This is a genomic window from Cryobacterium sp. Y82, assembly GCF_002929495.1.
Lineage (GTDB): Bacteria > Actinomycetota > Actinomycetes > Actinomycetales > Microbacteriaceae > Cryobacterium > Cryobacterium serini.
The window spans coordinates 39,645-60,397 of record NZ_PJJJ01000023.1; the positions used below are offsets into that span (position 1 = coordinate 39,645).

General features: G+C 64.5%; 23 protein-coding genes. 11 read left to right on the forward strand and 12 right to left on the reverse strand.

The window, feature by feature from the left end; translation table 11 throughout:
- Positions 1–6: 6 nt before the first annotated feature.
- From CXY70_RS17695 to CXY70_RS02720, 3 genes are all read right to left on the reverse strand, one after another.
- The gene (locus CXY70_RS17695) at positions 7–156 is read right to left on the reverse strand and encodes a hypothetical protein (protein ID WP_158250889.1); all 150 of its coding nucleotides are present in this window, start codon (positions 154–156) and stop codon (positions 7–9) included.
- A gap of 249 nt (positions 157–405) precedes the next feature.
- The gene (locus CXY70_RS02715) at positions 406–633 is read right to left on the reverse strand and encodes a hypothetical protein (protein WP_146066034.1); all 228 of its coding nucleotides are present in this window, start codon (positions 631–633) and stop codon (positions 406–408) included.
- Between the two features lie 152 nt (positions 634–785).
- Complete coding sequence (locus tag CXY70_RS02720) at positions 786–1,058, reverse strand: glutaredoxin domain-containing protein (protein ID WP_104190854.1); 273 nt, start codon at positions 1,056–1,058, stop codon at positions 786–788.
- Positions 1,059–1,120: 62 nt separating this feature from the next.
- On the opposite strand from CXY70_RS02720, the gene CXY70_RS02725 reads away from it, so the two are divergent.
- Positions 1,121–1,411, forward strand: coding sequence for a hypothetical protein (locus CXY70_RS02725; protein WP_146066035.1), 291 nt, complete (start codon positions 1,121–1,123; stop codon positions 1,409–1,411).
- A gap of 74 nt (positions 1,412–1,485) precedes the next feature.
- Here CXY70_RS02725 and CXY70_RS02730 read toward each other — a convergent pair whose 3' ends face one another.
- Positions 1,486–2,262 carry an ice-binding family protein gene (locus CXY70_RS02730; RefSeq protein WP_104190856.1) on the reverse strand — a complete coding sequence of 259 codons (777 nt, stop codon included), beginning with the start codon at positions 2,260–2,262 and terminating at the stop codon, positions 1,486–1,488.
- Between the two features lie 251 nt (positions 2,263–2,513).
- Positions 2,514–3,113: a histidine phosphatase family protein gene (locus CXY70_RS02735; protein WP_104190857.1), complete on the reverse strand. Its 600-nt coding sequence runs from the start codon at positions 3,111–3,113 to the stop codon at positions 2,514–2,516.
- A gap of 223 nt (positions 3,114–3,336) precedes the next feature.
- Here CXY70_RS02735 and CXY70_RS02740 point away from each other — a divergent pair, with 223 nt between their 5' ends.
- Positions 3,337–4,092 carry an endonuclease/exonuclease/phosphatase family protein gene (locus CXY70_RS02740; RefSeq protein WP_104190858.1) on the forward strand — a complete coding sequence of 252 codons (756 nt, stop codon included), beginning with the start codon at positions 3,337–3,339 and terminating at the stop codon, positions 4,090–4,092.
- A 25-nt stretch (positions 4,093–4,117) separates the two neighbouring features.
- On the opposite strand, the gene CXY70_RS02745 is transcribed toward CXY70_RS02740, so the two are convergent.
- Positions 4,118–4,861: a sulfite exporter TauE/SafE family protein gene (locus CXY70_RS02745; protein ID WP_104190859.1), complete on the reverse strand. Its 744-nt coding sequence runs from the start codon at positions 4,859–4,861 to the stop codon at positions 4,118–4,120.
- A 129-nt stretch (positions 4,862–4,990) separates the two neighbouring features.
- Here CXY70_RS02745 and CXY70_RS02750 point away from each other — a divergent pair, with 129 nt between their 5' ends.
- Together CXY70_RS02750 and CXY70_RS02755 are read left to right on the forward strand one after the other, a co-directional pair.
- On the forward strand, positions 4,991–5,671 hold the full coding sequence (locus CXY70_RS02750) for an HAD-IA family hydrolase (protein WP_104190860.1): 681 nt from the start codon (positions 4,991–4,993) through the stop codon (positions 5,669–5,671).
- 188 nt (positions 5,672–5,859) lie between these two features.
- The gene (locus tag CXY70_RS02755; RefSeq protein ID WP_104190861.1) at positions 5,860–6,702 is read left to right on the forward strand and encodes a DarT ssDNA thymidine ADP-ribosyltransferase family protein; all 843 of its coding nucleotides are present in this window, start codon (positions 5,860–5,862) and stop codon (positions 6,700–6,702) included.
- A gap of 64 nt (positions 6,703–6,766) precedes the next feature.
- On the opposite strand, the gene CXY70_RS02760 is transcribed toward CXY70_RS02755, so the two are convergent.
- Positions 6,767–7,324, reverse strand: coding sequence for an MOSC domain-containing protein (locus CXY70_RS02760; protein ID WP_104190862.1), 558 nt, complete (start codon positions 7,322–7,324; stop codon positions 6,767–6,769).
- Between the two features lie 137 nt (positions 7,325–7,461).
- Here CXY70_RS02760 and CXY70_RS02765 point away from each other — a divergent pair, with 137 nt between their 5' ends.
- The 4 genes from CXY70_RS02765 (at position 7,462) to CXY70_RS02780 (ending at position 10,234) form a co-directional block, all read left to right on the forward strand.
- Positions 7,462–7,764, forward strand: a complete 303-nt coding sequence (locus CXY70_RS02765; RefSeq protein ID WP_104190863.1) for a hypothetical protein — start codon at positions 7,462–7,464, stop codon at positions 7,762–7,764.
- Positions 7,765–7,920: 156 nt separating this feature from the next.
- Entirely contained in the window at positions 7,921–8,409 is a 489-nt protein-coding gene (locus CXY70_RS02770; protein WP_104190864.1) for a Dps family protein, read from the forward strand.
- Between the two features lie 44 nt (positions 8,410–8,453).
- Positions 8,454–8,840, forward strand: a complete 387-nt coding sequence (locus CXY70_RS18600) for a hypothetical protein (RefSeq protein ID WP_199183354.1) — start codon at positions 8,454–8,456, stop codon at positions 8,838–8,840.
- Complete coding sequence (locus CXY70_RS02780; protein WP_104190865.1) at positions 8,834–10,234, forward strand: PIG-L family deacetylase; 1,401 nt, start codon at positions 8,834–8,836, stop codon at positions 10,232–10,234. The genes CXY70_RS18600 and CXY70_RS02780 overlap by 7 nt, the downstream gene beginning before the upstream one ends.
- Here CXY70_RS02780 and CXY70_RS02785 read toward each other — a convergent pair.
- Positions 10,210–10,413 carry a hypothetical protein gene (locus tag CXY70_RS02785; protein WP_104190866.1) on the reverse strand — a complete coding sequence of 68 codons (204 nt, stop codon included), beginning with the start codon at positions 10,411–10,413 and terminating at the stop codon, positions 10,210–10,212. The two genes, CXY70_RS02780 and CXY70_RS02785, sit on opposite strands and share 25 nt — an antisense overlap.
- 222 nt (positions 10,414–10,635) lie before the next feature.
- On the opposite strand from CXY70_RS02785, the gene mgrA reads away from it, so the two are divergent.
- Entirely contained in the window at positions 10,636–11,661 is a 1,026-nt protein-coding gene (gene mgrA / locus CXY70_RS02790) for an L-glyceraldehyde 3-phosphate reductase (RefSeq protein ID WP_104190867.1), read from the forward strand.
- Here mgrA and CXY70_RS02795 read toward each other — a convergent pair whose 3' ends face one another.
- Both CXY70_RS02795 and CXY70_RS02800 read right to left on the reverse strand, forming a co-directional pair.
- The gene (locus CXY70_RS02795) at positions 11,662–14,349 is read right to left on the reverse strand and encodes a DEAD/DEAH box helicase (RefSeq protein ID WP_104190868.1); all 2,688 of its coding nucleotides are present in this window, start codon (positions 14,347–14,349) and stop codon (positions 11,662–11,664) included.
- Between the two features lie 4 nt (positions 14,350–14,353).
- On the reverse strand, positions 14,354–16,501 hold the full coding sequence (locus tag CXY70_RS02800; protein WP_104190869.1) for a S9 family peptidase: 2,148 nt from the start codon (positions 16,499–16,501) through the stop codon (positions 14,354–14,356).
- Between the two features lie 185 nt (positions 16,502–16,686).
- Between CXY70_RS02800 and CXY70_RS17700 the strand changes: the two genes are divergently transcribed.
- Complete coding sequence (locus CXY70_RS17700; RefSeq protein ID WP_158250890.1) at positions 16,687–17,121, forward strand: hypothetical protein; 435 nt, start codon at positions 16,687–16,689, stop codon at positions 17,119–17,121.
- Entirely contained in the window at positions 17,075–18,220 is a 1,146-nt protein-coding gene (locus CXY70_RS02805) for an HNH endonuclease signature motif containing protein (protein WP_158250891.1), read from the forward strand. The genes CXY70_RS17700 and CXY70_RS02805 overlap by 47 nt, the downstream gene beginning before the upstream one ends.
- A gap of 47 nt (positions 18,221–18,267) precedes the next feature.
- Here CXY70_RS02805 and hutI read toward each other — a convergent pair whose 3' ends face one another.
- A complete protein-coding gene (gene hutI / locus CXY70_RS02810; protein WP_104190871.1) occupies positions 18,268–19,431 on the reverse strand; it encodes an imidazolonepropionase in 1,164 nt (387 codons plus the stop codon).
- The gene (locus tag CXY70_RS02815; RefSeq protein WP_233205706.1) at positions 19,428–20,753 is read right to left on the reverse strand and encodes a formimidoylglutamate deiminase; all 1,326 of its coding nucleotides are present in this window, start codon (positions 20,751–20,753) and stop codon (positions 19,428–19,430) included. Before CXY70_RS02815 ends, hutI begins: the two co-directional genes overlap by 4 nt.

Consider the following 20,753-nt stretch of genomic DNA (forward strand, 5'->3'; position numbering starts at 1 on the left):
CGGCGCTCAGGTATCCCAGCCGCGCGCCGGGAGATTGTCGAGCCAGTCCTCGAGCGAGACCGAACTAATCGTGCCGCCACCGCGCGGGGTTCCGTGCGCTGGCGGAACGCGAGACGATGATTGCTGATCGAAATCGACGACCGGAAGGATGGTCACAGTCGTTGGCAGAAGGGCTATTCCACCGGAAGTCGATGCCTCGCCGGAGAGCCTGCTGATTGGATGTAGGAACGTGTGAAACATTGGGACCCCTGACTCGGTGCGGTCAAAAACTGCTACCGGGGTCCGGGGTAACACTTCGACGTTACGCGTAAAAGTGACTAAACATCAATAGCTCCATTATTAACGGTAGAAAAACTCTCCAGCAGAAAAGCCAGGGAATCTTTGCGCAGGAGCGAACCTGGTCGGCTAAGTCAGGGAGACAATGACGATGGCGGCGGTCATCCAGAGCGGCATCGCCAGGACCATGAGTCCGAGGCCGACCCACTGCAGCCGCGCGTACGCCACGTTGATGTTGCCGCGATTGCGGGTGCGCACGATATCGACCACCGAGATGACCATGCCGATAAACATGAGCGGAGACACCATGAGCAGCACGAGAATGTTGAGCGGCACGTCGCGCACAGACAAGCTCACTGCCACGCCTGGCACGCAGTAGACGACGAAAAGTGCCGCGCTGATCCAAAGCGAAATAGGAATGGGTCGCGTCGACGTAGTGTTTGTTGCGTGCATGATGCTACCCCCGTTAGTGCCTGCGATTTCTGACAGTAGCACGGGGTGAAGCTGGGTCAGCTGATACAGCCGAGTTGGGTGAGCCTGGTGCGTACCTCGGCGTCGCTCGGCTCGACCAGGTGCGTGTCGTCGGGAAATACGATGACGGGAATGTTGGTGCGCCCGCTGATCGCGCGGGCGCGGTCGGCGCCGTCCTCGACGAGCAACAGATCGACGTAGTCGTAGTCCACCTCGAGGCGGTCGAGCAATGACTTGGAACGACGGCAATCGCTGCACCACTGCGCTCCATACATCGTGATGCGCGGCGCAGGAGCAGTCGTTTCAGTCATAACGACAACTCTAGGCGGCGCACCTGAGTGTCTCGGTGGGGCAGTACCCGTACCCTGAATCCATGCCTTCTTATCGCGTCACCATGAGTATCGACTCCCTGCACTCGGGAACCGCGCCCGCCACGGTCGTGCCGAGGGCAGCTGCGGCCGTCGCCGAATTCACCACGGTGGAAGCCTCCGACCTCACGATCGTCGCCGGCGCAGCCCGAGTCGTCGTGCGTTTCTCAGCGGATGACGCGGCGTCGGCCCTACAGATCGGCGCCCACGTTGTGGCAGATCTGCGGGTTGTTGCCGAGCTGCGGGCGTCGCTGGTCACCGAGCGAGTCAAGGGAACCTGGGTGCCGGTGCACTGAACTCGATGTTCGTGCGTTAGCGCACACCGGTGCGGGCGACAACCGTCGCCCGCACCGGTGTGTTTTTTGCGAAGCTACTCGACGGGCGCGGTGACCGTGTTGCTCTGCAGCGTCACGGCCGTCTGGGCCAGGAGGCGGCCGTTGATGGTTGCTCCGGTCTTCATGGCGATCATCGTCTGGCTGAGGATGGTGCCTTCGAAGTGCGCGGTCGTGCCGATGGCGACGGATCCGGCAACCTGCCAGAACACGTTCTTCGCCTGCACGCCGCCGGCGAGAATCACGTCCTGAGCTGAAGCCTGTTCCAGATCCTTGGAGATCTGAAAGATGAAGACGTCATCCGCGGTGCCGGTGAGGGTGACGTCGGTGGAGATGTTCACGTCGGTGCCCCACTTGTAGAGGCCCTGGGTGAGGGTCAGGCCACCGATTTCGCCGGCGCCCAGGTTGATGAAGTCCGGGGTGGTGCGCCCGGCGGCATCGGTGTAGGCGATTTCGAGGTCGCTGACGGCCTCGGTGAGGTACGTGTCATCGGTCACGATGCAGGAGGGGCCCTCGGCGTCGACGCTGTAAATCGTGCCGTTGGTCACCTCCGGGCAGGTGACGTGAATAGCGGCTCCCGTGATCGGGCTCGCTCCGACGTTCCCGCTGATCGCGGATGTGTAGACATCCGTGATGCCGGACTTCGAGAGGATAGCAAAGGTGCCGGCCTCGCCAAGCTCGACCGCAGCGCGCGGGGTGGGCTCGGCGGCGACGGCTCCGCCGACTCCGATGCTGCCAACTCCGATGATGCCGAAGGCCAGCAGTGCGCCAAGAAGTCGCTTGCGCGACGGTGAAAGCTGTGTGAACGAACTCATGTTTTTTCCCCTCTTTCGAAAGACCCGCACGATGCGAGTCGGGACAGGGCCACGTGCTGGCGTGGCCGCCGATGTTGCACATCGGGTTCTCCCGTTGACCGGGCTCGCGAGTAGATGACGCCCCAAGCCCCCACTGTCGTGCCCTCCGGGCGCAATCCGCACATTCGTTCGTGCGCCCCCACGACAAAAGTTCCAACGAATAGAATCTGTCTAACCCCAGACTAGGGGTAGTCCGGCCGTTTGTAGTACGACTAAACGATCGGGTCCATCGAGCTCAGGTGCGAGGAGTCGTTCCACATTTGCAACACCCGGTTTTCGCGCTCCCAGCCGAGCGTTGACACGGTTGCGGTGCCGAGGCTCAGACTCTTGCCGGCGACGGCGGGTAAGCCCATCCAGCGTGCGGTCATGATGCGCAGAAAGTGGCCGTGGGCGAAGATGGCCACTCGGCCCTCGGCTGCGAGGCAGGCGTCGATGGCGCGATCGGCCCGTGCGCCCACTTCCTCCACGGATTCACCACCCACAATCGGATCGCCCCACACGGTCCAGCCGGGAATTTCCGAGCGGATGTCCACGGTCCGGCGTCCCTCATACACTCCGTAATCCCACTCCAGCACGTCATCGGTCGCCACGCCCTGCGCGCCGTAACCGGCCCGTTCCATGGTTTCCCAGGCACGCACCAGCGGGCTCGAGTAGACCCGATCGAAGTGTCGACCGTCGAGCATCTCGCCGAGAGCATCCGCTTGTCGGCGCCCGAAATCGGTCAACGGAACGTCGGTGCGCCCGGTGTGCTGGCCGGAGATGCTCCACTCGGTTTGTCCGTGGCGAATGAGAACGATGTCGTTCTGGGTCATGCGGCTCCCTCGCGTGCGCCGCAGGAACGCGGCGGCCGGTCAAGTCTACGTTTCGAGCGGTTGGAGCAGGCCCGAGCAGGAATGCCTCGGCGTCGCCTTCGTTTGGGGAAGTCGGCAGGCTGGATGCCACCTGCGCATGTGTCAACTGACCCCGGATGTTCAATTTCGACCCCGTCGAGAGTCGTAGGCTGGAGGCACAGCCATCAAGTCTGAGACGGGTGCCATGAGGGTCATTAGTTACAACCTCCGCAAGAACCGTGCCAGCGGCGAACTCGTCGCTTTGGCAGAACGTTACAGTCCCAACATTCTCTGCCTGCAGGAATGCAACACGATCGATCTGCCGGCCGAGGTCGGCAACCTGCACCTGGCCGATTCCACCCGGCGCAACCGGCTCGGCCTCGCCATTTACTACAACAAGGACCGCTTCACCGCGGTCAAAACGCAGGCCTTTGCGCTCAAGAAGTCGTTGCACGATCATCTCGCCGCGCCAGCGCACGAGCGGCTGATCGCCACCCGCCTCGTTGATAATGTCGCCCATCGGGAGTTCGTCGTCGCATCGTTTCACGCCGCGCCGCTGACCGCACTCAATTCCCTGCGCCGCAACCAAATTCGCACCGCCCACGAAGAGCTGAGCTTGCTCGGACCTGGCCTGCCGACCCTCATGGTCGGCGATTACAACTACCCGATCTTCCAGGGCAAGCTCGGCAATAAGGTGAACCAGTCCGGCTACGATCTCACGCTCAGCGACACGCGCACCTACACCCGTTACAAGTTCTTTCGCGGACACTTCGACCTGGCGACCTCGATGGGACTGATGGTTTCCAATGTCGAGACCCTCCCGCAGGGCACCTCAGATCACATGCCCATCCTGGTAACGGCTACCTATTCCGACGAGAACAGGATGCAGACGGATGCCGCGCAGCACGGTGCCCACCGGTCCGAGTCGGTCTCCGCCGAGGGCGCCGACTTCATCATCTGAGCTAATGGGTAAACCTCCGGCCGCCTTAAACGAGCAGCTCGAGTACTCCGCGCACGATGGTCGCGAACGATCCCAGATAGGCAACGACCACGAGTAGGCGTCGGGCCACGTGCGGCTCGATCACAGTGGCCAGCCGGTCACCAACGATCAGCCCCACGATGCAGGCGCACCCGATGAACACCCAAACCAGCACGGGCAACTGGGGCAGGTCGGCCGATCCCAGCCCGAATTTTGAGGCTAGGGACGCCAGCCCGATCGAGAGAAAGTACGGCTGCATGGTCGCGGCAAAGGACCGCTGCGGCCACCCCGTGGCAATCGCGTAAATGCTCACTGCAGGGCCGCCGACGCCAGCCGTCGTATTCATGAACCCGCTGGTCAGGCCGGCCATGACGCGAAAACCCAGACGGTCGCGCACTACGACCCGGCCGAGGTTGACCGATACGGTCAGACCGGCCGCCACGAGGACGCCGATCGAAATTTCGAGCCAGGCTGCCGAAACGAACTGCAGAATGTAGGAGCCGGGCACGATGCCGACGACGGCGCAGACCGCCAAAAGGCTGTAGCGCCGCCAGTCAACCTGGCGAAATACTCGCATCAGGATAATGCTCGCCGTGAGTGCCCCGCACGCGTTGACCACGATAACGCCGTCAACCGGCCCGAGCAGTAGAACCAAGAAGGGCGCCGCTACCAGGGCGAACCCCATGCCGGTGATGCGCTGCATGCTCGAGCCCACCAGCACGGCCGCAATCACCAAAACGGTCGTCCACACGTCAAGGTCTCCCAGCTCGGTTGTTGCTGTCCACGATACCGGCCGCGGCCGCACCAAATGGCGTGGGCAATCGTGGGTGGCCTACCGTTGAAGCATCGGCAACCAGCCGGCGCGACGAAAGGACAACGGATGCCTGACCCCAGTTTTGTCACCGAGAACGTTTTGCAGGGGCGCACCTTCGACGCCGTATTGTTCGATATGGACGGCACCCTCATCGATTCCACGCCGGCGGTCAACCGTTCGTGGGCCGCTTGGGCAAACGAATGGGGCGTAGCCAAGGACGAAACCGCCCACGGTCGCCCGGCGCGCGACATTATCGCCGAACTCGTGCCAGCCGCCCGCGTCGACGAGGCGATCGACCGCATTCTCGCTCTCGAAACCGCCGACACCAATGACATCACCGTGCTGCCCGGTGCAGCAGCGCTCCTGAACAGCCTGCCGGAGAGTCGACGGGCCATCGTCACGTCCTGCGCGCGGCCACTGGCGGTCGCCCGGCTGGCGGCATCCGCTTTGGTGGCACCGAGCGTGATCGTGACTATCGATGACACCCCGCGTGGTAAGCCGTTCCCTGAACCGTTTCTGGAGGGAGCTGCCCGGCTCGGCGTCGACCCGGGGCGGTGTCTGGTGATCGAGGATGCGCCTGCCGGGTTGCAGGCCGGCCGCGCCGCTGGCTGCACCACGATCGGAGTCGCCGGAACCTATCCGGCGGCCGAACTTGAGGCCGACCTGATCGTGCCAGGGCTCGACCATCTCTGCATCGAATCCACTGACGATGGACTCATTGTTCGCGTCGAGTTGCCGAAAAACTAGAGAACGGTCAGCGCTGCCACACAAATGAACGTAACGTTAATAAGCGGTATGCGCGTTCGGCTTTTCCGAGTGGCGCGAGCCGCGTAACGAAAGGTTTTTCCCTCTTGGACGACGAATGCATCCACGGGCTCGAGGGCCAATTGTGCGCTCTGTGCTTTCCCAAAGTTGTTACTGAGCCCCTCACTCCGGTGAAGAAGACGCGCGCCCCGAAGCTGTCCTCCCTGCGCGATCCACTACCGACCGCGGCCATGCCCGTGGCGCGCGCCGCTCGCCCGGTTCGCGTCGCCGGCGCACCTCGCCCGGTGCGAGCGGAGGCGGTCTCGACCGACAACGTCGACGAGCAGCGCGTGTACCATCTCACCCACATCAGCAACCTCAGTGCGATTCTGAAGGACGGACGCCTGCTCGCCAACGGCGCCCTCACCGCGCGGCCCGCCGTCGACATCTCCGCACCGGCCACTCGCGACCTGCGCCGCGTTGCTCACGTCTCCGGCGACGGTCGCAGTGTTGCGGAGTACGTGCCCTTCTTTCTGTCGCCGAACGCGACCGTCTGGGAGAGCGTGCGCGCCGAAGCCGCTGACCCGCGCCTGGCACTCGATGCCCACGGCTCCGAGGCCTTCGACTTCGTCATGCTCGTGAGTACGGTCAAGAAGATCAACGATGGGATTGCGGCGCGTGCCGCAGCTGAAACCGCGCAGGATGCTGACGCCGCAACAGAACCAGCCCCGTTCGTTTCCAGCGTGGTCGCCGTCACCAACGGTGACGCTGCCGGAGCGTTGACCAGGTTCGGCGCAACGCCGGCCACCGCTGAGCGTATGCTGCAGACCCTTCGCGCCGAAGCAGACGGCGCGATGATGCTTGAAGCCGAGCTGCTCGTGCCCGACGCCGTGCCGATGGACCTGATCACGCTGATCGGCGTGTGCAATGACAATGTGCGCGCAACTGTGCGCGGCATCCTGAAGGCAAGCTCGTATAAGCCCAAGGTTGCGGTCTACCCGCCGTGGTTCCACACCTCCGCTGACCCCCAGTAGCGCTTTTTTTCGACCCTGGGCCCAGAGAGCGGGCCCAGGGTCTGGCCTGGGGGTGAATCCAGACCTAGACGACGCCGAGCGGGAGATGCTCACCGACGGGCAGCTCCACGCGAATTCGGTCGCCCGGTTGCACGATGCCGCCGGTCAGCACGACGCCCATAATTCCGCCGCGGCGCTGAACTGCACCGGCGGCATCCGTTCTGATGAGCTGCTTCATCAGGCCTTTCCGGTAGCCGTTGATGAGCGAGCACGGGCTGCGCATACCGGTGATCGAGACCACGGCCTCGCTGCCGAGGTACAGGCGGGTTCCGAGCGGCAGGGTCATTAGAGCGATACCGATGGTTGTCACGTTTTCGCCGAGCTCGCCCGGTGAGACCGTATACCCGGTCGGTATGAGGTCGTCGAACAACTCTGCAGCCATAAAGTGAACCTGGCAGAGGTTGGGCGCCGTGGGATTACGTTTTTTGGCGTAGCGGTGCTGCACAGTGGCGCCCGAGTGAGCATCACCATCGACACCGATCCCAGCGAGCAAACGTATGCTTGCGACCACCGGCTTGCTGAAGCGGTGCGCGTCATCGCGGCTGACGGAAACGACCGCGCCGGGACGTCCCTCGATTGCCATGCCACCGATTCTGCCATAGCGCACGCACGTTCGAGGGGACGCATACAACGATGACTGCGCAGACGTCAAAATGTCTGCGTCAAGTGGTTGACGCGCAAGCACGCTGGGCCTACATTTCATCAGTGGAAAGGTTGCCGATGACCAGTGTTGCCCCCGACAGTCACGACCAAGTTGATGGGGGTATCGCGCAACCAGTGCCACCGCCGGCAGACGGCTCCGCCCCGCACATCGCCCGGCCCTACCGGGCTCTGGAGCGCGAGTTGGAACGCGCGGTGCGCGATCGCGTCGAAGTCACCCTGCGGGTCACCGCCGCGGTCAACGCCATGCGCGACGGCGGCTGTTCCTGGGCTGATATCGCACGCATCCTCGGTACCGCCCCGCAAACCGCACACAAGAAGTACAGCAAGCCGCGCCCGCCACGCGCCCCCAATGACGAGTGAAGGGGCGAGATTCGGCCGTGCCAGGCTCCGCGCGCCCGGGAAGCCCGGGGGCCGCACGTCGGGTCTGCGGCCCGCGGTCGGGTCATTATATTGTGGCCCAGATTGTGCGGCCATGATATGGTCTCGAGGCAAATTCTCCCCGATTGGAAGGACACCATGCACGCCTCCGAAACACTCAGCGACAACCTGCAGTCCGTTTTGGTTGACCTGATCGAGTTGCACGTGCAGGGCAAACAGGCGCACTGGAGCGTCGTCGGAAAGAACTTTCGCGACCTGCACCTGCAACTCGACGAGATCATCCTCGATGCGCGAGAATTCTCCGACCAAGTTGCCGAGCGGATGCGCGCACTCGACGCGATGCCCGATGGCCGCAGCGAGACGGTCACCAAAACCACCAACCTGCCGAAGTTTCCCGACGGCGAAGTCGACACGACCGAGACGGTCACGCTCATCACCGAACGGCTCGACGCCACGGTCGACACGATGCGTAAGGTGCACGATGAGGTCGACGAGGAAGACCCCACCAGTGCCGACCTTCTGCACGCTTTCATCGAGAAGCTCGAGCAGTATTCCTGGATGGTCAGCGCGGAGAATCGTAAGCCGCGCAAGCGCTCCTCGGGAAAATCCCCGCACCGCGCTTCCTGACACTCGCTCGACCCGACAAGGCTTTGTGAGTCGAGAGGGTTGCCATGAAGCGTGAAGCTAGCCCGCGGCCAGCTGAGCTTTTTAGTGCGCGTGGTGACCTCGCTGCCGCTGCCGCTGCCGCCGAGGTCAACGGTGATGCGCGGCGGGCGCTGGCGCTGGCGACGACTTTCGTATCCGTTCCCCGACCGGGCCATGCGCCAAGACCGGACCATGCGCCAAGACCGGACCAATCGTGGGGCGTCTTCACCCGAACGGTTGAGGACGTCATATTTCAGATCGGGCACGCGCTCGGGCCGGCCCCGCTCGCTCTCGACGCCCGGCACGCCCAGCGGGTGGCCGACCAGCAACTGTATGTGCGACAACACCATGCCGAACGCGACGATGCGGTCTTGGGCCGGATGCTTGTTACGAGGGGGAGTGCACCATGGTGACGTTCAATCATTCCGACAGCGGAACGCCCGAGAAGGCCTGGCAGGCAGCCCACTTGCCCGATCGGTGCACTTCGCTCGGCGTCAGCGGGCTGGAACGCTTGATTGTTGTGTCGGCGCATCCCGACGACGAGAGCCTTGGGGTCGGCGGACTCATCGCTCATGTGGCCGGGCTAGGACTGCCGATCATTGTGATTGTGCTGAGCAACGGTGAGGCGTCGCACCCGAACTCGTCGACCCACGACCCGGCTCGTCTCGCACAGCTTCGCCGCATTGAAGTGACGGATGCCCTCGCCCACCTTGCCCCCAACGCGCAGGTTCGCCTGTTAGAGCTCCCCGACGGCAAACTTACGGAGAACGTGGATATTGCCGAAGGAGCGATCAACGAGGCTATTGGCGATGCGGGCGACTCGACCTGGGTGGTGGCGCCGTGGCGAGCCGACGGGCATCCCGATCATGCTGCGGCGAGTTCGGCAGCAGAGCGGGCGGTGCGCACACATCGAGCACGGCTGTTCGAATACCCGATCTGGGCCTGGCACTGGTCGACGCCCGATGACGCGGTGTGGTCTGCCGAAACCGTGCGGGTTTTCGAACTGAAGCCGGCCGAACGTGAGGCCAAAGCTCGAGCCCTCGCGCTGCATCGCAGCCAAGTGCGGCCCTTGTCGGAATCGCCGGGCGATGAAGCCATCGTTCCGGCCGGCTTTCGGGCGCACTTCGCGCGAGACTTCGAAACGCTCATTGAGGTGCATGTTCGGCCGAAACCACAACCGGATGCCCACGCTGACCCGAACCAGAGCCTCCCAGCCGGGTATTTCGACACCGTCTACTCGTACGGTTCGGACCCGTGGGGTTTCGAGACGCGGTGGTATGAAAAACGCAAGCGGGCGGCCCTTCTCGCAGCACTGCCCCGGCAACGGTTTGGTGCAGCACTCGAATTGGGATGCTCTACCGGCGTGCTGACCGCCGAGCTGGCCGAGCGTTGTGACACCGTGCTGGGAATCGACCTGGTAGAGCAGCCTCTCGGCATCGCCAGGCAACGACTGGCCGGCCGGCCCGGAGTGAGTTTTGAACGCCGAGCGCTGCCGGGGGATTGGCCGGAGGGGGAATTTGGGCTGATCGTGCTGTCGGAGGTGGGATATTACTGCTCGGCCGCTGACCTGCGCCGCTTGCTCGAACGGTGCCGAGCCAGTCTCGCCCCGGGGGGTGCGCTTGTGGCCTGTCACTGGCGGCATCCGGTGGTGGATTATCCGCTCACCGGAGACGCGGTGCACGCGCAGCTCACCCACGTCGTTGGGCTGCAACGCACGGTGCATCACCTGGAACGCGATTTCGTCCTCGAAGTCTACGAGCAGCGGCCAGCCCTGTCGGTGGCTCAGCGTGACGGGCTGGTGCCGTGACCGGTGCGTCGAGCATCGAAGCTGCGCGGATCAAAGATGTGGTGATCGTCGTGCCCGTGCGCGATGAAGAGGTGCTGTTGCCGCGCTGTTTGAATGCGCTGAGCGTGGCGATCGACGAACTGTGCGCCGTACCCGAGCCGGAACGACCACGAGTGGGTGTGCTTCTGGTGCTCGATCACTGCACCGACCTGTCGTCACGGGGCGCCGCGAACTGGAGTGCCTTCCGGCGCCTGGAGATTAACGCCGGAGCCGTTGGTGTGGCTCGTCGCGAGGGCATTCGGCAAGCGCTGGGGTACGGGCCGACTGCTACCTCGCTGATTCCGGTGCTGACATCTGGGCGGCTTTGCCGGTTATCAACGAGACCACGTCGATGTGGAAAAGAAAAGTGGGATCATAATCAGATGACCTATCTTCCGAATGAATCCCGTTACGAGTCCATGCCCTATCGTCGCGCCGGGCGCAGTGGCCTCAAACTTCCCGCCATTTCGCTTGGTCTGTGGCAGAACTTTGGCGATGACAAGCCGCTCGCAACGCAGCGAGCTATTCTCCGCCGGGCCTTCGACCTCGGCATCACCCACTTCGACCTGGCCAACAATTACGGTCCGCCCTATGGTTCGGCCGAAACGAACTTCGGCCAGCTGTTTCGCGAGGACTTCGCGGCGCACCGTGATGAGGTCGTGCTCTCGACCAAGGCCGGCTACGACATGTGGCCGGGCCCGTATGGAAACTTCGGAAGCCGCAAATACCTGTTGTCGAGCCTCGACCAGTCGCTCTCGCGCATGGGCGTTGACTATGTCGACATTTTCTACTCCCACCGCGCCGATCCCGACACACCGCTCGAAGAGACGATGGGGGCACTGCACACCGCTGTCACGAGCGGTCGCGCCCTCTACGCCGGAATCTCGTCGTACTCGCCCGAACGCACCCGCGAAGCGGCCGCGATTCTGGCCGACCTCGGCACCCCGCTGCTGATTCACCAGCCCTCGTACTCGATGTTCAACCGGTGGGTCGAGGACGATCTGCTCAACACGCTCGACGACATCGGCGCGGGCTGCATCGCGTTCTCGCCGCTGGCCCAGGGGCTGCTCACCGACCGGTACCTCGGGGGCATCCCGGCGGACTCGCGCGTGGCGCGCGAGGGCTCGGCGAAAAAATCCATGGTGACCGCGGAGGCGCTGACCCATATCCGCGCCTTGACCGAGATCGCCTCCGGTCGTGGACAGTCACTGGCCCAGCTGGCCTTGGCCTGGGTGCTGCGCAATTCCGAGGTGACGAGCGCCCTGATTGGGGCGTCGTCGGTGGCGCAGCTCGAGGCGAATGTGGGGGCGCTGCACAACCTCGACTTCACCGCTGAGGAACTGACCGCCATCGACGAGCACGCCGTCGACAATGGAATCAACCTGTGGGCGGCATCGAGCGCGGTCTAGTCAGGGCTCCAGCAGGCCTCTAATGTCGTCGGCGGTGAGCGCGGTGCTAAACATGGCGTCGTCGTCGAGCACAGCGCTGAACAGTTGTGATTTTTGCTTCTGGAGCGCCACGACCTTCTCCTCGATGGTGCCGGTTGCGACGAGCCGGTACACCATGACGTTGCGGGTCTGGCCGATGCGGTGGGTGCGGTCGATGGCCTGCGCCTCGGTTTGCGGGTTCCACCAAGGGTCGAGCAGAAAAACGTAGTCGGCTTCGGTCAGATTGAGACCGAAGCCGCCGGCCTTGAGACTGATCAGGAACACCGGAGCCGCACCGTTTTTGAACCGGTCGATCACTTCGCTGCGCCGCTGCGTCGACCCGTCGAGGTAGCAATACGGAACGCCCTGCGCGTCGAGCCGGGCGGCGGCGAGCTTCAAAAATGACGTGAACTGGCTGAAGATGAGCGCCTTATGTCCCTCGGCGATGACGTCGTCGAGCTGTTCGAACAGGGCGTCGAGCTTGCTCGAACGCACGCCCGCATACTTCTTGTCAACAAGGGAGGCGTCGAGGCTCAGCAGCCGCAGCAGGGTGAGCGAGCGAAAAATGATAAACCGGTTCTTGTCGAGTTCTTCGATCAAACCGTAGAGCTTCTGCCGTTCCCGCTGCAGAAACGTATCGTAGAGCTTCTGGTGCGCCGGGTTCAGCGCGATCTGCAGCTCCTGTTCCTGCTTGGGCGGCAGGTCACGGGCCACGACGTCTTTGGTGCGGCGCAGAATCAGCGGGCGGATGCGTCGTCGCAGCTTCGCGAGCCGCTCGGGGTTTTCACCCCGGGTCACCGGTCGAACGTAGTCCTCGATGAATTTGCGGGATGATGCAAACAGGCCCGGTGCGACGACGCTGAACAGCGACCACAGGTCCATCAGGTTGTTCTCGAGCGGAGTGCCCGTGATGGCCAGTTTGAACGGTGTGTTCAGCTCCTTCGCGCAGGCATAGGCACGGCTCATGCGGTTCTTTATGAATTGCGCCTCATCGAGGATGAGGCCGGCCCAGGCCACCGCCTGGTACGCGTCGAAATCGAGGCGGAACAACGCGTACGACGTGATGAGCACGTCAACGTCGGTGGCGGCATCCGCTATGAGCGTGCCGCTTTTCACCTCCGTTGCTGTGAGGGTTCGCACCCGCAGTCCGGGGGCGAATCGAGTCGCCTCGTTTCGCCAGTTCGCCACAACGGATGTCGGCGCCACGACCAGAAATGGCCCCGGCCCCGAGACACTCGCGTGCACCAGCAGCGCCAGGGTCTGCAGTGTTTTACCGAGCCCCATGTCGTCGGCGAGTACCCCGCCCAGCTGATGCTTCCAGAGAAATGCGAGCCAGGCAAACCCCTCCTCCTGGTAAGGGCGCAGGGTGGCGCGGACGCCGCCCGGAAGTGGAGTCGGGTCAATGCCGGCCAGATCTTTGAGGCCCGCGGCGGCCGCCCGCCAGGACACCGCCGGCACTGTCTCGTCGGCGAGATCCTCGAAATCGCTCCATAAACTAGCCTGGTACCGGCTGATGCGCAGGCCGGTTTCCCACTCCTGCAGTGCGCGGGCCTCGTTGATGAGTTCGTGCAGCTGCTTGAACTCGGGGCTCTGCAAAGGGAGATAGCTGTTGTCGACCAGCTTCAGGCGGGTCAGCCCCTTCGCCAGCGCTTTGAACAGCGGGCCGAAGGGCACGGTGATCGCGCCGACCGTTACGATCACGCCAAGGTCGAACCAGTCACGCTGGTCGGTCTCCACCGTCGTGATCACGAGGTGCGGCGTTTCGGTGCGCTCGAAGTTGTCGGGCAGTACCTCGGGAAACCGTACCGAGGCATCCGTGCTGGTGATGGCGACCGTGCGCTGCAGCGTCGGGTAAATGGTGCCGAGAAACTCGGTCGTGTCGGCCGCTGGAACACTGGCCGCATCGACCTGCCCGACGAGGTGCCGCTGCTCGCGGTTCAGCGGGCCGGCGGTCGGTGCGAGCGTGAACACGGTCGGCAGGCCGAACCGCACACTGTAGAGGCCGTGGCCGGCGATGATTCCGGCGGCCTCGAGCGGATGGTCCTCCCCGTCGATGTGGAGGCGGGCTTGCAGGGTTACCGGGCCGGCGGCATCCGTTCGAGAGGCGTCGAGGCTGATCTCGGCGACCGAACCGACCCGAACGACGACGTTCTTTTTGGTGCCGACAAAGCCGATGCCGAGCTGTTCGGCTTCCCGCAGCAGCGGCCAGAGCAGCGGGCTGGTGAAGTTGTCGAGGTAGATCCAGTCGGTTTCCTGGCTCGTGTACACCTCGCGCACGGCCTTGTAGAGTGCGGCGAACTGCGAGATCCAGCGGTGGTGTTCGGGGTCGAGGTTGAACCGGTTCAGCTGAAAGGTGAGGTGGCTCCAGGTGACGTTGCTGCGCACCCAGTTGCCGTTCGCATTGTGAATGACCGGCCGCACGCCGAGCCGAAACTCGCCGTGGCCGGACTCGAGCGCTTTCACCGGTTTGGCGGTCGGCCCACGCCAGCGGTCATTCGTGCGCGGAGTCTGCTCGCGCAGCTCAAACTGCAGCCCCATCGGCACTTTCGGGCCGGTGGCCGGCGGTCGCGGTTGCCCGAAATTACCGATCCGGGGCAGAGCGGATGCTGGCTGCTCCGGCGCCTGCACCAGCCGCTTCCATGCCGGGGTCAGGTCTGGCCCGTTCGGCATTCCCCTAGCTGTCGCTCTCAGATGGATTCAGGCCAGCGGCGCCCAGCACCCAGGCGTAGTTGAACGCGCGCTCATGCCACGCACTGTAGCGACCGGAAACTCCGCCGTGGCCGGCCGACATCTCGGTCTTGAGGAGGGCATCCGCTCCGACTTCGCGCAGCTTAGCCACCCACTTGGCCGGCTCGACGTAGAGAACGCGGGTGTCGTTCAGGCTGGTCACGGCGAGAATTAGCGGGTAGGCGACGGCGCGCACATTCTCGACCGGAGAATATGACTTCATATAGGCGTACACCTCGGCATCGTGCAGGGGATCGCCCCACTCGTCCCATTCGATCACGGTTAGCGGCAGTGACGGGTCAAGAATGGAGGTAAGAGCGTCGACGAATGGAACCTCGGCGAGAATGCCGGCGAACAGCTCGGGCGCAAGGTTCGCGACGGCGCCCATGAGCAGTCCGCCGGCGCTGCCACCCTCGGCGACCAGTTGGTCTGGGGTCGTGAAGCCCGCGTCGATGACGTGCCGGGCGCAACTCACGAAGTCGGTGAAGGTGTTGCGCTTGGTCAGGGTTTTGCCGGTTTCGTACCAGGTTCGGCCGAGTTCGCCGCCGCCGCGCACGTGCGCGATGGCGAAGATCATGCCGCGGTCGAGCAGGCTGAGCCGGGCGATACCGAATCCGGGGTCGATGCTGTGCTCGTACGATCCATAGCCGTAGAGCAGCGTCGGCGCCGGGGTGCCGGGCGTGACGAGGTCGCGGCGGTAGACCAGTGAAATCGGTACCCGGGTGCCGTCTTTTGCGGTCGCCCACTCGCGGCGCTGTTCGTACAGTGTCGGGTCATAGCCGCCGAGCACCGGCTGCTGCTTGAGCAGGCGGCGCTCGCCGGTAGCCACGACGAGGTCGTAGACCGTTGACGGGGTGACAAAGCTTGTGAAGCCGAATCGAAGGGTCGGCTGCGTCCACTCCGGGTTGCCGGCGGAGCCGACGGCGAACAATGGCTCGTCGAATTCAAGCTCGGTGAGTCCTTTCGCGTCGTGCCGGTCGATGGCGAGGCGGGTAAGGCCGTCCCTGCGGTACTCCACGACGAGAAAGTCAGCGAACGCGTCGACGCTTTCGAGGCGGATCTGTGGGTCGTGCGGCAGCAGCATGCGCTGGGTGCCCTGCGGATCTCGTGCTGCAACACTGACCAGCTCGAAATTGACCGCGCCGCCGCCGTTATGCACGATCAGCAGGCGGTCTTCACCGTCGATGATGGCGTGCTCAACATCGTATTCGGTGTTGTCGTGCCGGGGCCAGACCACGGTGAAGTCACCGGTGGGGTCGCTCGCATCGAGCAGCCAGGATTCGGTGGTGACGCTCGAGCCAGCCTCAATCACGAGGAATTTGCGGCTGCGAGTGATGCCGACGCCGACCCAGAACCGTTCATCGGGTTCGTGAAAGATGCTGGTGTCGGTGTCTCGTGCGGCGCCGATTTCGTGCCGCCACACGGTGTCGGGGCGCCAGGCGTCGTCGACGGTGGTGTAGAAGAGGTAGCGTCCACTCGGGTCGAACAGGGCGCCGGCGCTCGTGTTCGGAATAGTGTCTGGCAGGTTCTCGCCGCTCGCGATGGTGCGTATCCGGATCGTATAGCGTTCGTCGCCCTCGATATCGACGGCGTAGAGCAGTTGAGTGCCGTCGTCGCTGAGGTCGAAGCTGCCGAGCGAAAAGAAGTCGTGGCCTTCGGCTTCGACGTTGTCATCGAGCAGGATCTGCTCGCCGGCCAGGCCGATCTGGTCGCCGCTGATGAGTGGCGCGGCCCAGTCGCCCTGGTCGTTGATCGGCGCGCGACAGTGAATGCCGTACTCCTGGCCCTCGACCGTGCGGGTGTAGTACCAGTAGTTTCCGCGGCGCACCGGAACACTTAGGTCGGTCTCCTGGGTGCGGGATTTAATCTCGTCGAAAATCTGCTGCCGGAGCGGTTCCTGATTCTGGGTGCGGGCCATCGTATAGCTGTTCTCGGCCTCGAGATGGGCGAGGACCTCGGGGCTGTCCTTATCGCGCAACCACTCGTAGTCGTCAATGTAGACGTCGTTGTGGTGAACGCGCCGGTGCGGCTTCTTTACGGCGAGGGGGGCGGTGTGCGGGGCGGCGACGGGGGGAGTGATCGGGCCAGAGGTCATTGCTCCAGCGTAGTTTGTGAGGCCGACACTCCACGCGCCCGTTTGCTCCGGGCGTTTCAAATCAACCGGTTGGCGGCTCTCTCGGATCGTAGACAACTCGTCAAAAACGTCAGTATAATGTCGAGTTTCTCTCGTGTTTAGGTGTGGTTTGGGCTATAATTGTGGGTGAAGGAGGCACCGCCGCCATGACCCTCGCCGCCCCGCCCGCCGCATCCGACTCCATGCCGGAGCCATCGTTTTCCCGGGTCGAGGTCATTCTTCAGGCCGACGCCTTGTTGGCCTCGGTTGTGGACGGGGTGCGGTTCGGTCAGCTCGACGACAGCGAGGCCGTCGCGGTCATGGCCGCCCTTGAGTGTCTCGGTCGCAAGGTTGATGGCGCAAGACTACGAGCCACCACCGACATCGGTGCCCGCGCCGAAACCGACCTCGGCAGTGGGTCGCTGGCTTACAAAAACGGATGCCGCAACCGGGTCGATTTCATCACCCAACTCGCCGGCATCTCCGCCCGCGAAGCCAAACGCCGCCTCAAACTCGGCGAGACCGCCGTGGAACGCACCCCCCCTTGGACCGCCCGTGCCCGCCCGCTACTCGACCATCGCCGACGGCCTCAGCAGCGGTGAGCTCGGTCTCGAGTCGGCGGAGATCATCGCCACCACGCTCACCGCGCTGCAGGGACGGGTCGGGCAAGACGACCTTGACCGGGTCGAACGCGCCCTCGTCGCGTCGGCAACCGGCGCCATCACTGCGGAAACGGCCGGGCTACCCGGCGCGGGGATCCGTTTCGCGCCCGACCTGCTGCGGGCGCAGGCATTGGAATGGCAGGGCCGGCTCGACCCTGACGGCGTCGCCCCCAACGACGACGCCGTCGAAGCGAAAAGCACTCTCACCTTCGGGCTGCTCCGCAACGGGCTCTACCCACTACGCGCCGACGTCACCCCAGAACTCCGCGGCATCATGGACACCCTGTTTGACACGCACCTGTCGGCCCGGTCGACCACGCCGCGGTTTGTGCCGACTGAGATGCTCGACGGCACGGCCGGCACCGGCACCGGCCTTGGCACCGGCACCGAGCCGTTCAGCGACGAACCATTCAGCGGCGACACCCGGTTCGACGGCGACCGCCGCACGGGCGGGGAGAAACGCGCTGACATCCTCCGCTCCATCTTCGAATCCGCCGCACGCGACCCACACACACCGACCATGGGCGGAGCCGCCCCCACTGTGATGGTGCACATCAATGCGGTCGACCTCGAACAGGGCCGTGGCGTGGGTTGGATCGACGGCGTCGAAGCCCCCATCAGCTTCCGCCGAGTGAGCGAACTCATCTGCGCCGGCGGGTACCAACAGGTACTACTCGGCGAGAACGGCGACGTGCTCTGCCTCGGCGACAAAGTCCGTTGCTTCAGCACTAAGCAGCGCGCGGCGATCGCCGCCCGTGACGAGGGTTGCGTCATTCCCGGCTGCACCATCCCGGCCCGCTGGTGCGAAGTACACCACGTCATCCCGTGGCAACAGAACGGGCCCACCAACATCGACAACGGAACCCTTCTCTGCTGGTACCACCACCACACCATCGACACCGCCGGATGGAAAATCCGCATGGTCGGTGGAAGACCCCAAGTGCGGGGGCCACTGCTCTGGGACCCCACCCAAACCTGGCGACCCGCCCACAGCCACCGCGCCAACATCCCCAGCGCGGATCCACCCTGGCGCACGTAGGTTCATATCGCGTGTAGCGTGGAGCGTGGAGCGGGTCGAGGTGCAGATCAATCGACGCGCACACCCCTCCGCCAGATCGCAGCGGTCAGCGGAACCCCGACACGGTAGGCCAGGTGCGAAATCGACGGAGCATTTAGAACCTGCAAGTCGGCGCGGCCGCCGACAAACAGTGAGCCGACGGCATTCGCTCCCTGATCGCGGCCAAGAGACCGTGCGGCACCGCGCGTCGCGGCCCAGACGGCTTCGCGCACGGTCAGGCCCATCTGCAGCACTGCGGTCGCTACACACAAGGGCATCGACGTTGTATAGGAGGTGCCCGGATTGCAATTGGTCGCCAGAGCGATGACCACACCGGCGTCGAGCAACCGTCGGGCTGGCGGAAAGGGCTGCCGGGTCGACAGATCGCAGGCCGGCAGCAGGGTGGCGACCGTCGTCCCGGCGGCCAGCGCATCGATATCGGCGGGTTCGAGGTAGTTGCAGTGGTCGACGCTCGCGGCGCCGAGCTCGACGGCCAGCCGCACGCCGCCGCTAAAACCGAGTTGGTTGCCGTGCACCCGCAATCCCAGACCGGCGGCACGACCGGCCAAGAGCACCTCGCGGGATTCCTCGACGTCGAACGCACCCTTCTCGCAAAATGCGTCGATGAACTGCACATAGGGAAGCACAGCAGTGAGCATCGGTCCGGTCACGAGGTCGATGTAGGCACGACGATCCATTCCGGCGGGCACAATGTGGGCACCGAGAAAGGTCACGACATCGGCGACGTTGGCTGCCGCGCGCGCCGAACGCTCTTCGCTCGCCACATCGAGCCCATACCCGGTCTTCGTTTCGAGAAAGGTGGTGCCCTGGGTTTCTGCCTCATGGCGCAGATTCCGAGCCGTGGCCACGAGCTGCTCCTCGGGCGCTGCCCGGGTAGCCGTGACGGTGGTGTTGATGCCGCCCGCAGCGTAAGCCTGGCCAGCCATCCGGGCTTCGAACTCCGCCGAGCGGTCCCCGCTGAACACGAGGTGGGTGTGTGTGTCGACCCAGCCGGGCAGAACGGCGCGACCGTCGACATTCGTTCGACGATCGGCAGCGGGCGCCTGGGCAGCCGGGCCGATCCACAGGATTCGGCCCTCGCCGATCACGAGGGCGGCGTCGTGCAGGCGTTCACCCGATTCATCGTGCGTGGTCAGTTCGCCGATTCCGGTGACCAGCTCGGTGCCGTTCATGTGCTGAGCCTAGCGAGAGCGTCGGCAATCAGTGTTGCCGGCCGAGCACCGCCGACCAGCTGACCGCACTCGGCCACCAGACGCCCGCCAACGACGACGCGCACCACGTCGGAAGCTGTCGCGGTCAGCGCAAGCTGCCCCGGCACGGACCCGATCGTGCGCACGCTGGTCGTGCTGATCTCGACAAGATCGCACGGGTCGCCCGGTTGCAGACGGTGACGTCCAAGCCCCAGGGCGGCATAGCCCGCACTCGATGCGGCGGCCAGCAGCGCGGCGGGGGCGAAGCGACCGCGTTTCTGGGCGGCGAGCCGCTCACCCATTTCGAGGCCGCGCATTTCCAGAAACGGATCGATAACCGCGTTCTGATCGGAACCGAGCGCAATCGAAGCGCCCGCTGACGCCAGCGCGAGTGCCGGGCCGATGCCGTCACCCAGGTCCGCCTCGGTGGTCGGACACATCACAACGGTCACCCCGGCGTCACCGAGTAGGTTTCTGTCGTCGTCCGTCGCGTGCGTCGCGTGCACGACGCTCAGCCGCGGCAAAAGAGCACCTAGCGAATCGAGCAGCCCGGTCGGCGTCAGGCCGTACGCCGCCAGACAATCCTCGTTCTCCTGCGTCTGCTCCGATAGATGGATGTGCATGGGGACCTCCGGGGGCAGCCCGTGTAACACCTCACGCATCGCGTCGGGCGGCACGGCCCGTACCGAGTGCAGGGCGGCGCCGAGCGTCACGAGCTCGTCGCCGGCAAGCCGTGCACGCAGGGACCGCCACCGGGCTAGCCAACCAGCCGCGCCACCGTCGCCGAACCCGCGCTGCTCCGGCGACAGTTCCCGCCCAATGCCGCCCTGCAGATACACGGTGTCGAGCAGCACCAGACGGATGCCGACCTCCCGCGCCGCCGCCGCGAGCGCTAGTTCCATCGCGTGCTCGGTCTTGTACGGCGCACCGCTCGTCCGGTGATGCACGTAGTGAAACTCGCCAACGGCCGTGTAGCCACTCACGAGCATCTCGGCGAAGACTGCCGTCGCCAGGGCCTGGTACCTCGACGGGTCCAGCTGCGTGGCAACCCGGTACATCCGCTTGCGCCAGAGCCAGAAATCACCGCCCTCACCATGAGTCTGACCGCGCAAGGCACGGTGAAAGGCGTGCGAGTGCGCGTTGCCAAACCCCGGCAGCACCGTTCCCAAGCGGATGTCCGCAGCCTCCGCCGCGACCCCGCGCTGAACCCGAGCGATGCGCCCAGCCGCGTCAACCTCCAGCCGCATCCCCGCGTTGGCCGTTCCGTCGATCAGCAGGGACTCGCACCAGTACCCGGCCGACAC

What these genes read in the sequence shown, in the direction of transcription:
- CXY70_RS02780 (WP_104190865.1), top strand. Translation starts at nt 8,834, where the DNA reads ATGGTGACGTTCAATCATTCCGACAGCGGAACGCCCGAGAAGGCCTGG.
- CXY70_RS02795 (WP_104190868.1), bottom strand. Translation starts at nt 14,349, where the DNA reads ATGCCGAACGGGCCAGACCTGACCCCGGCATGGAAGCGGCTGGTGCAG.
- CXY70_RS02735 (WP_104190857.1), bottom strand. Translation starts at nt 3,113, where the DNA reads ATGACCCAGAACGACATCGTTCTCATTCGCCACGGACAAACCGAGTGG.
- CXY70_RS02720 (WP_104190854.1), bottom strand. Translation starts at nt 1,058, where the DNA reads ATGACTGAAACGACTGCTCCTGCGCCGCGCATCACGATGTATGGAGCG.
- hutI (WP_104190871.1), bottom strand. Translation starts at nt 19,431, where the DNA reads ATGAACGGCACCGAGCTGGTCACCGGAATCGGCGAACTGACCACGCAC.
- CXY70_RS02730 (WP_104190856.1), bottom strand. Translation starts at nt 2,262, where the DNA reads ATGAGTTCGTTCACACAGCTTTCACCGTCGCGCAAGCGACTTCTTGGC.
- mgrA (WP_104190867.1), top strand. Translation starts at nt 10,636, where the DNA reads ATGACCTATCTTCCGAATGAATCCCGTTACGAGTCCATGCCCTATCGT.
- CXY70_RS02725 (WP_146066035.1), top strand. Translation starts at nt 1,121, where the DNA reads ATGCCTTCTTATCGCGTCACCATGAGTATCGACTCCCTGCACTCGGGA.
- CXY70_RS17700 (WP_158250890.1), top strand. Translation starts at nt 16,687, where the DNA reads ATGACCCTCGCCGCCCCGCCCGCCGCATCCGACTCCATGCCGGAGCCA.
- CXY70_RS02760 (WP_104190862.1), bottom strand. Translation starts at nt 7,324, where the DNA reads ATGGCAATCGAGGGACGTCCCGGCGCGGTCGTTTCCGTCAGCCGCGAT.
- CXY70_RS02740 (WP_104190858.1), top strand. Translation starts at nt 3,337, where the DNA reads ATGAGGGTCATTAGTTACAACCTCCGCAAGAACCGTGCCAGCGGCGAA.
- CXY70_RS02770 (WP_104190864.1), top strand. Translation starts at nt 7,921, where the DNA reads ATGCACGCCTCCGAAACACTCAGCGACAACCTGCAGTCCGTTTTGGTT.
- CXY70_RS02750 (WP_104190860.1), top strand. Translation starts at nt 4,991, where the DNA reads ATGCCTGACCCCAGTTTTGTCACCGAGAACGTTTTGCAGGGGCGCACC.
- CXY70_RS02765 (WP_104190863.1), top strand. Translation starts at nt 7,462, where the DNA reads ATGACCAGTGTTGCCCCCGACAGTCACGACCAAGTTGATGGGGGTATC.
- CXY70_RS02800 (WP_104190869.1), bottom strand. Translation starts at nt 16,501, where the DNA reads ATGACCTCTGGCCCGATCACTCCCCCCGTCGCCGCCCCGCACACCGCC.
- CXY70_RS18600 (WP_199183354.1), top strand. Translation starts at nt 8,454, where the DNA reads ATGAAGCGTGAAGCTAGCCCGCGGCCAGCTGAGCTTTTTAGTGCGCGT.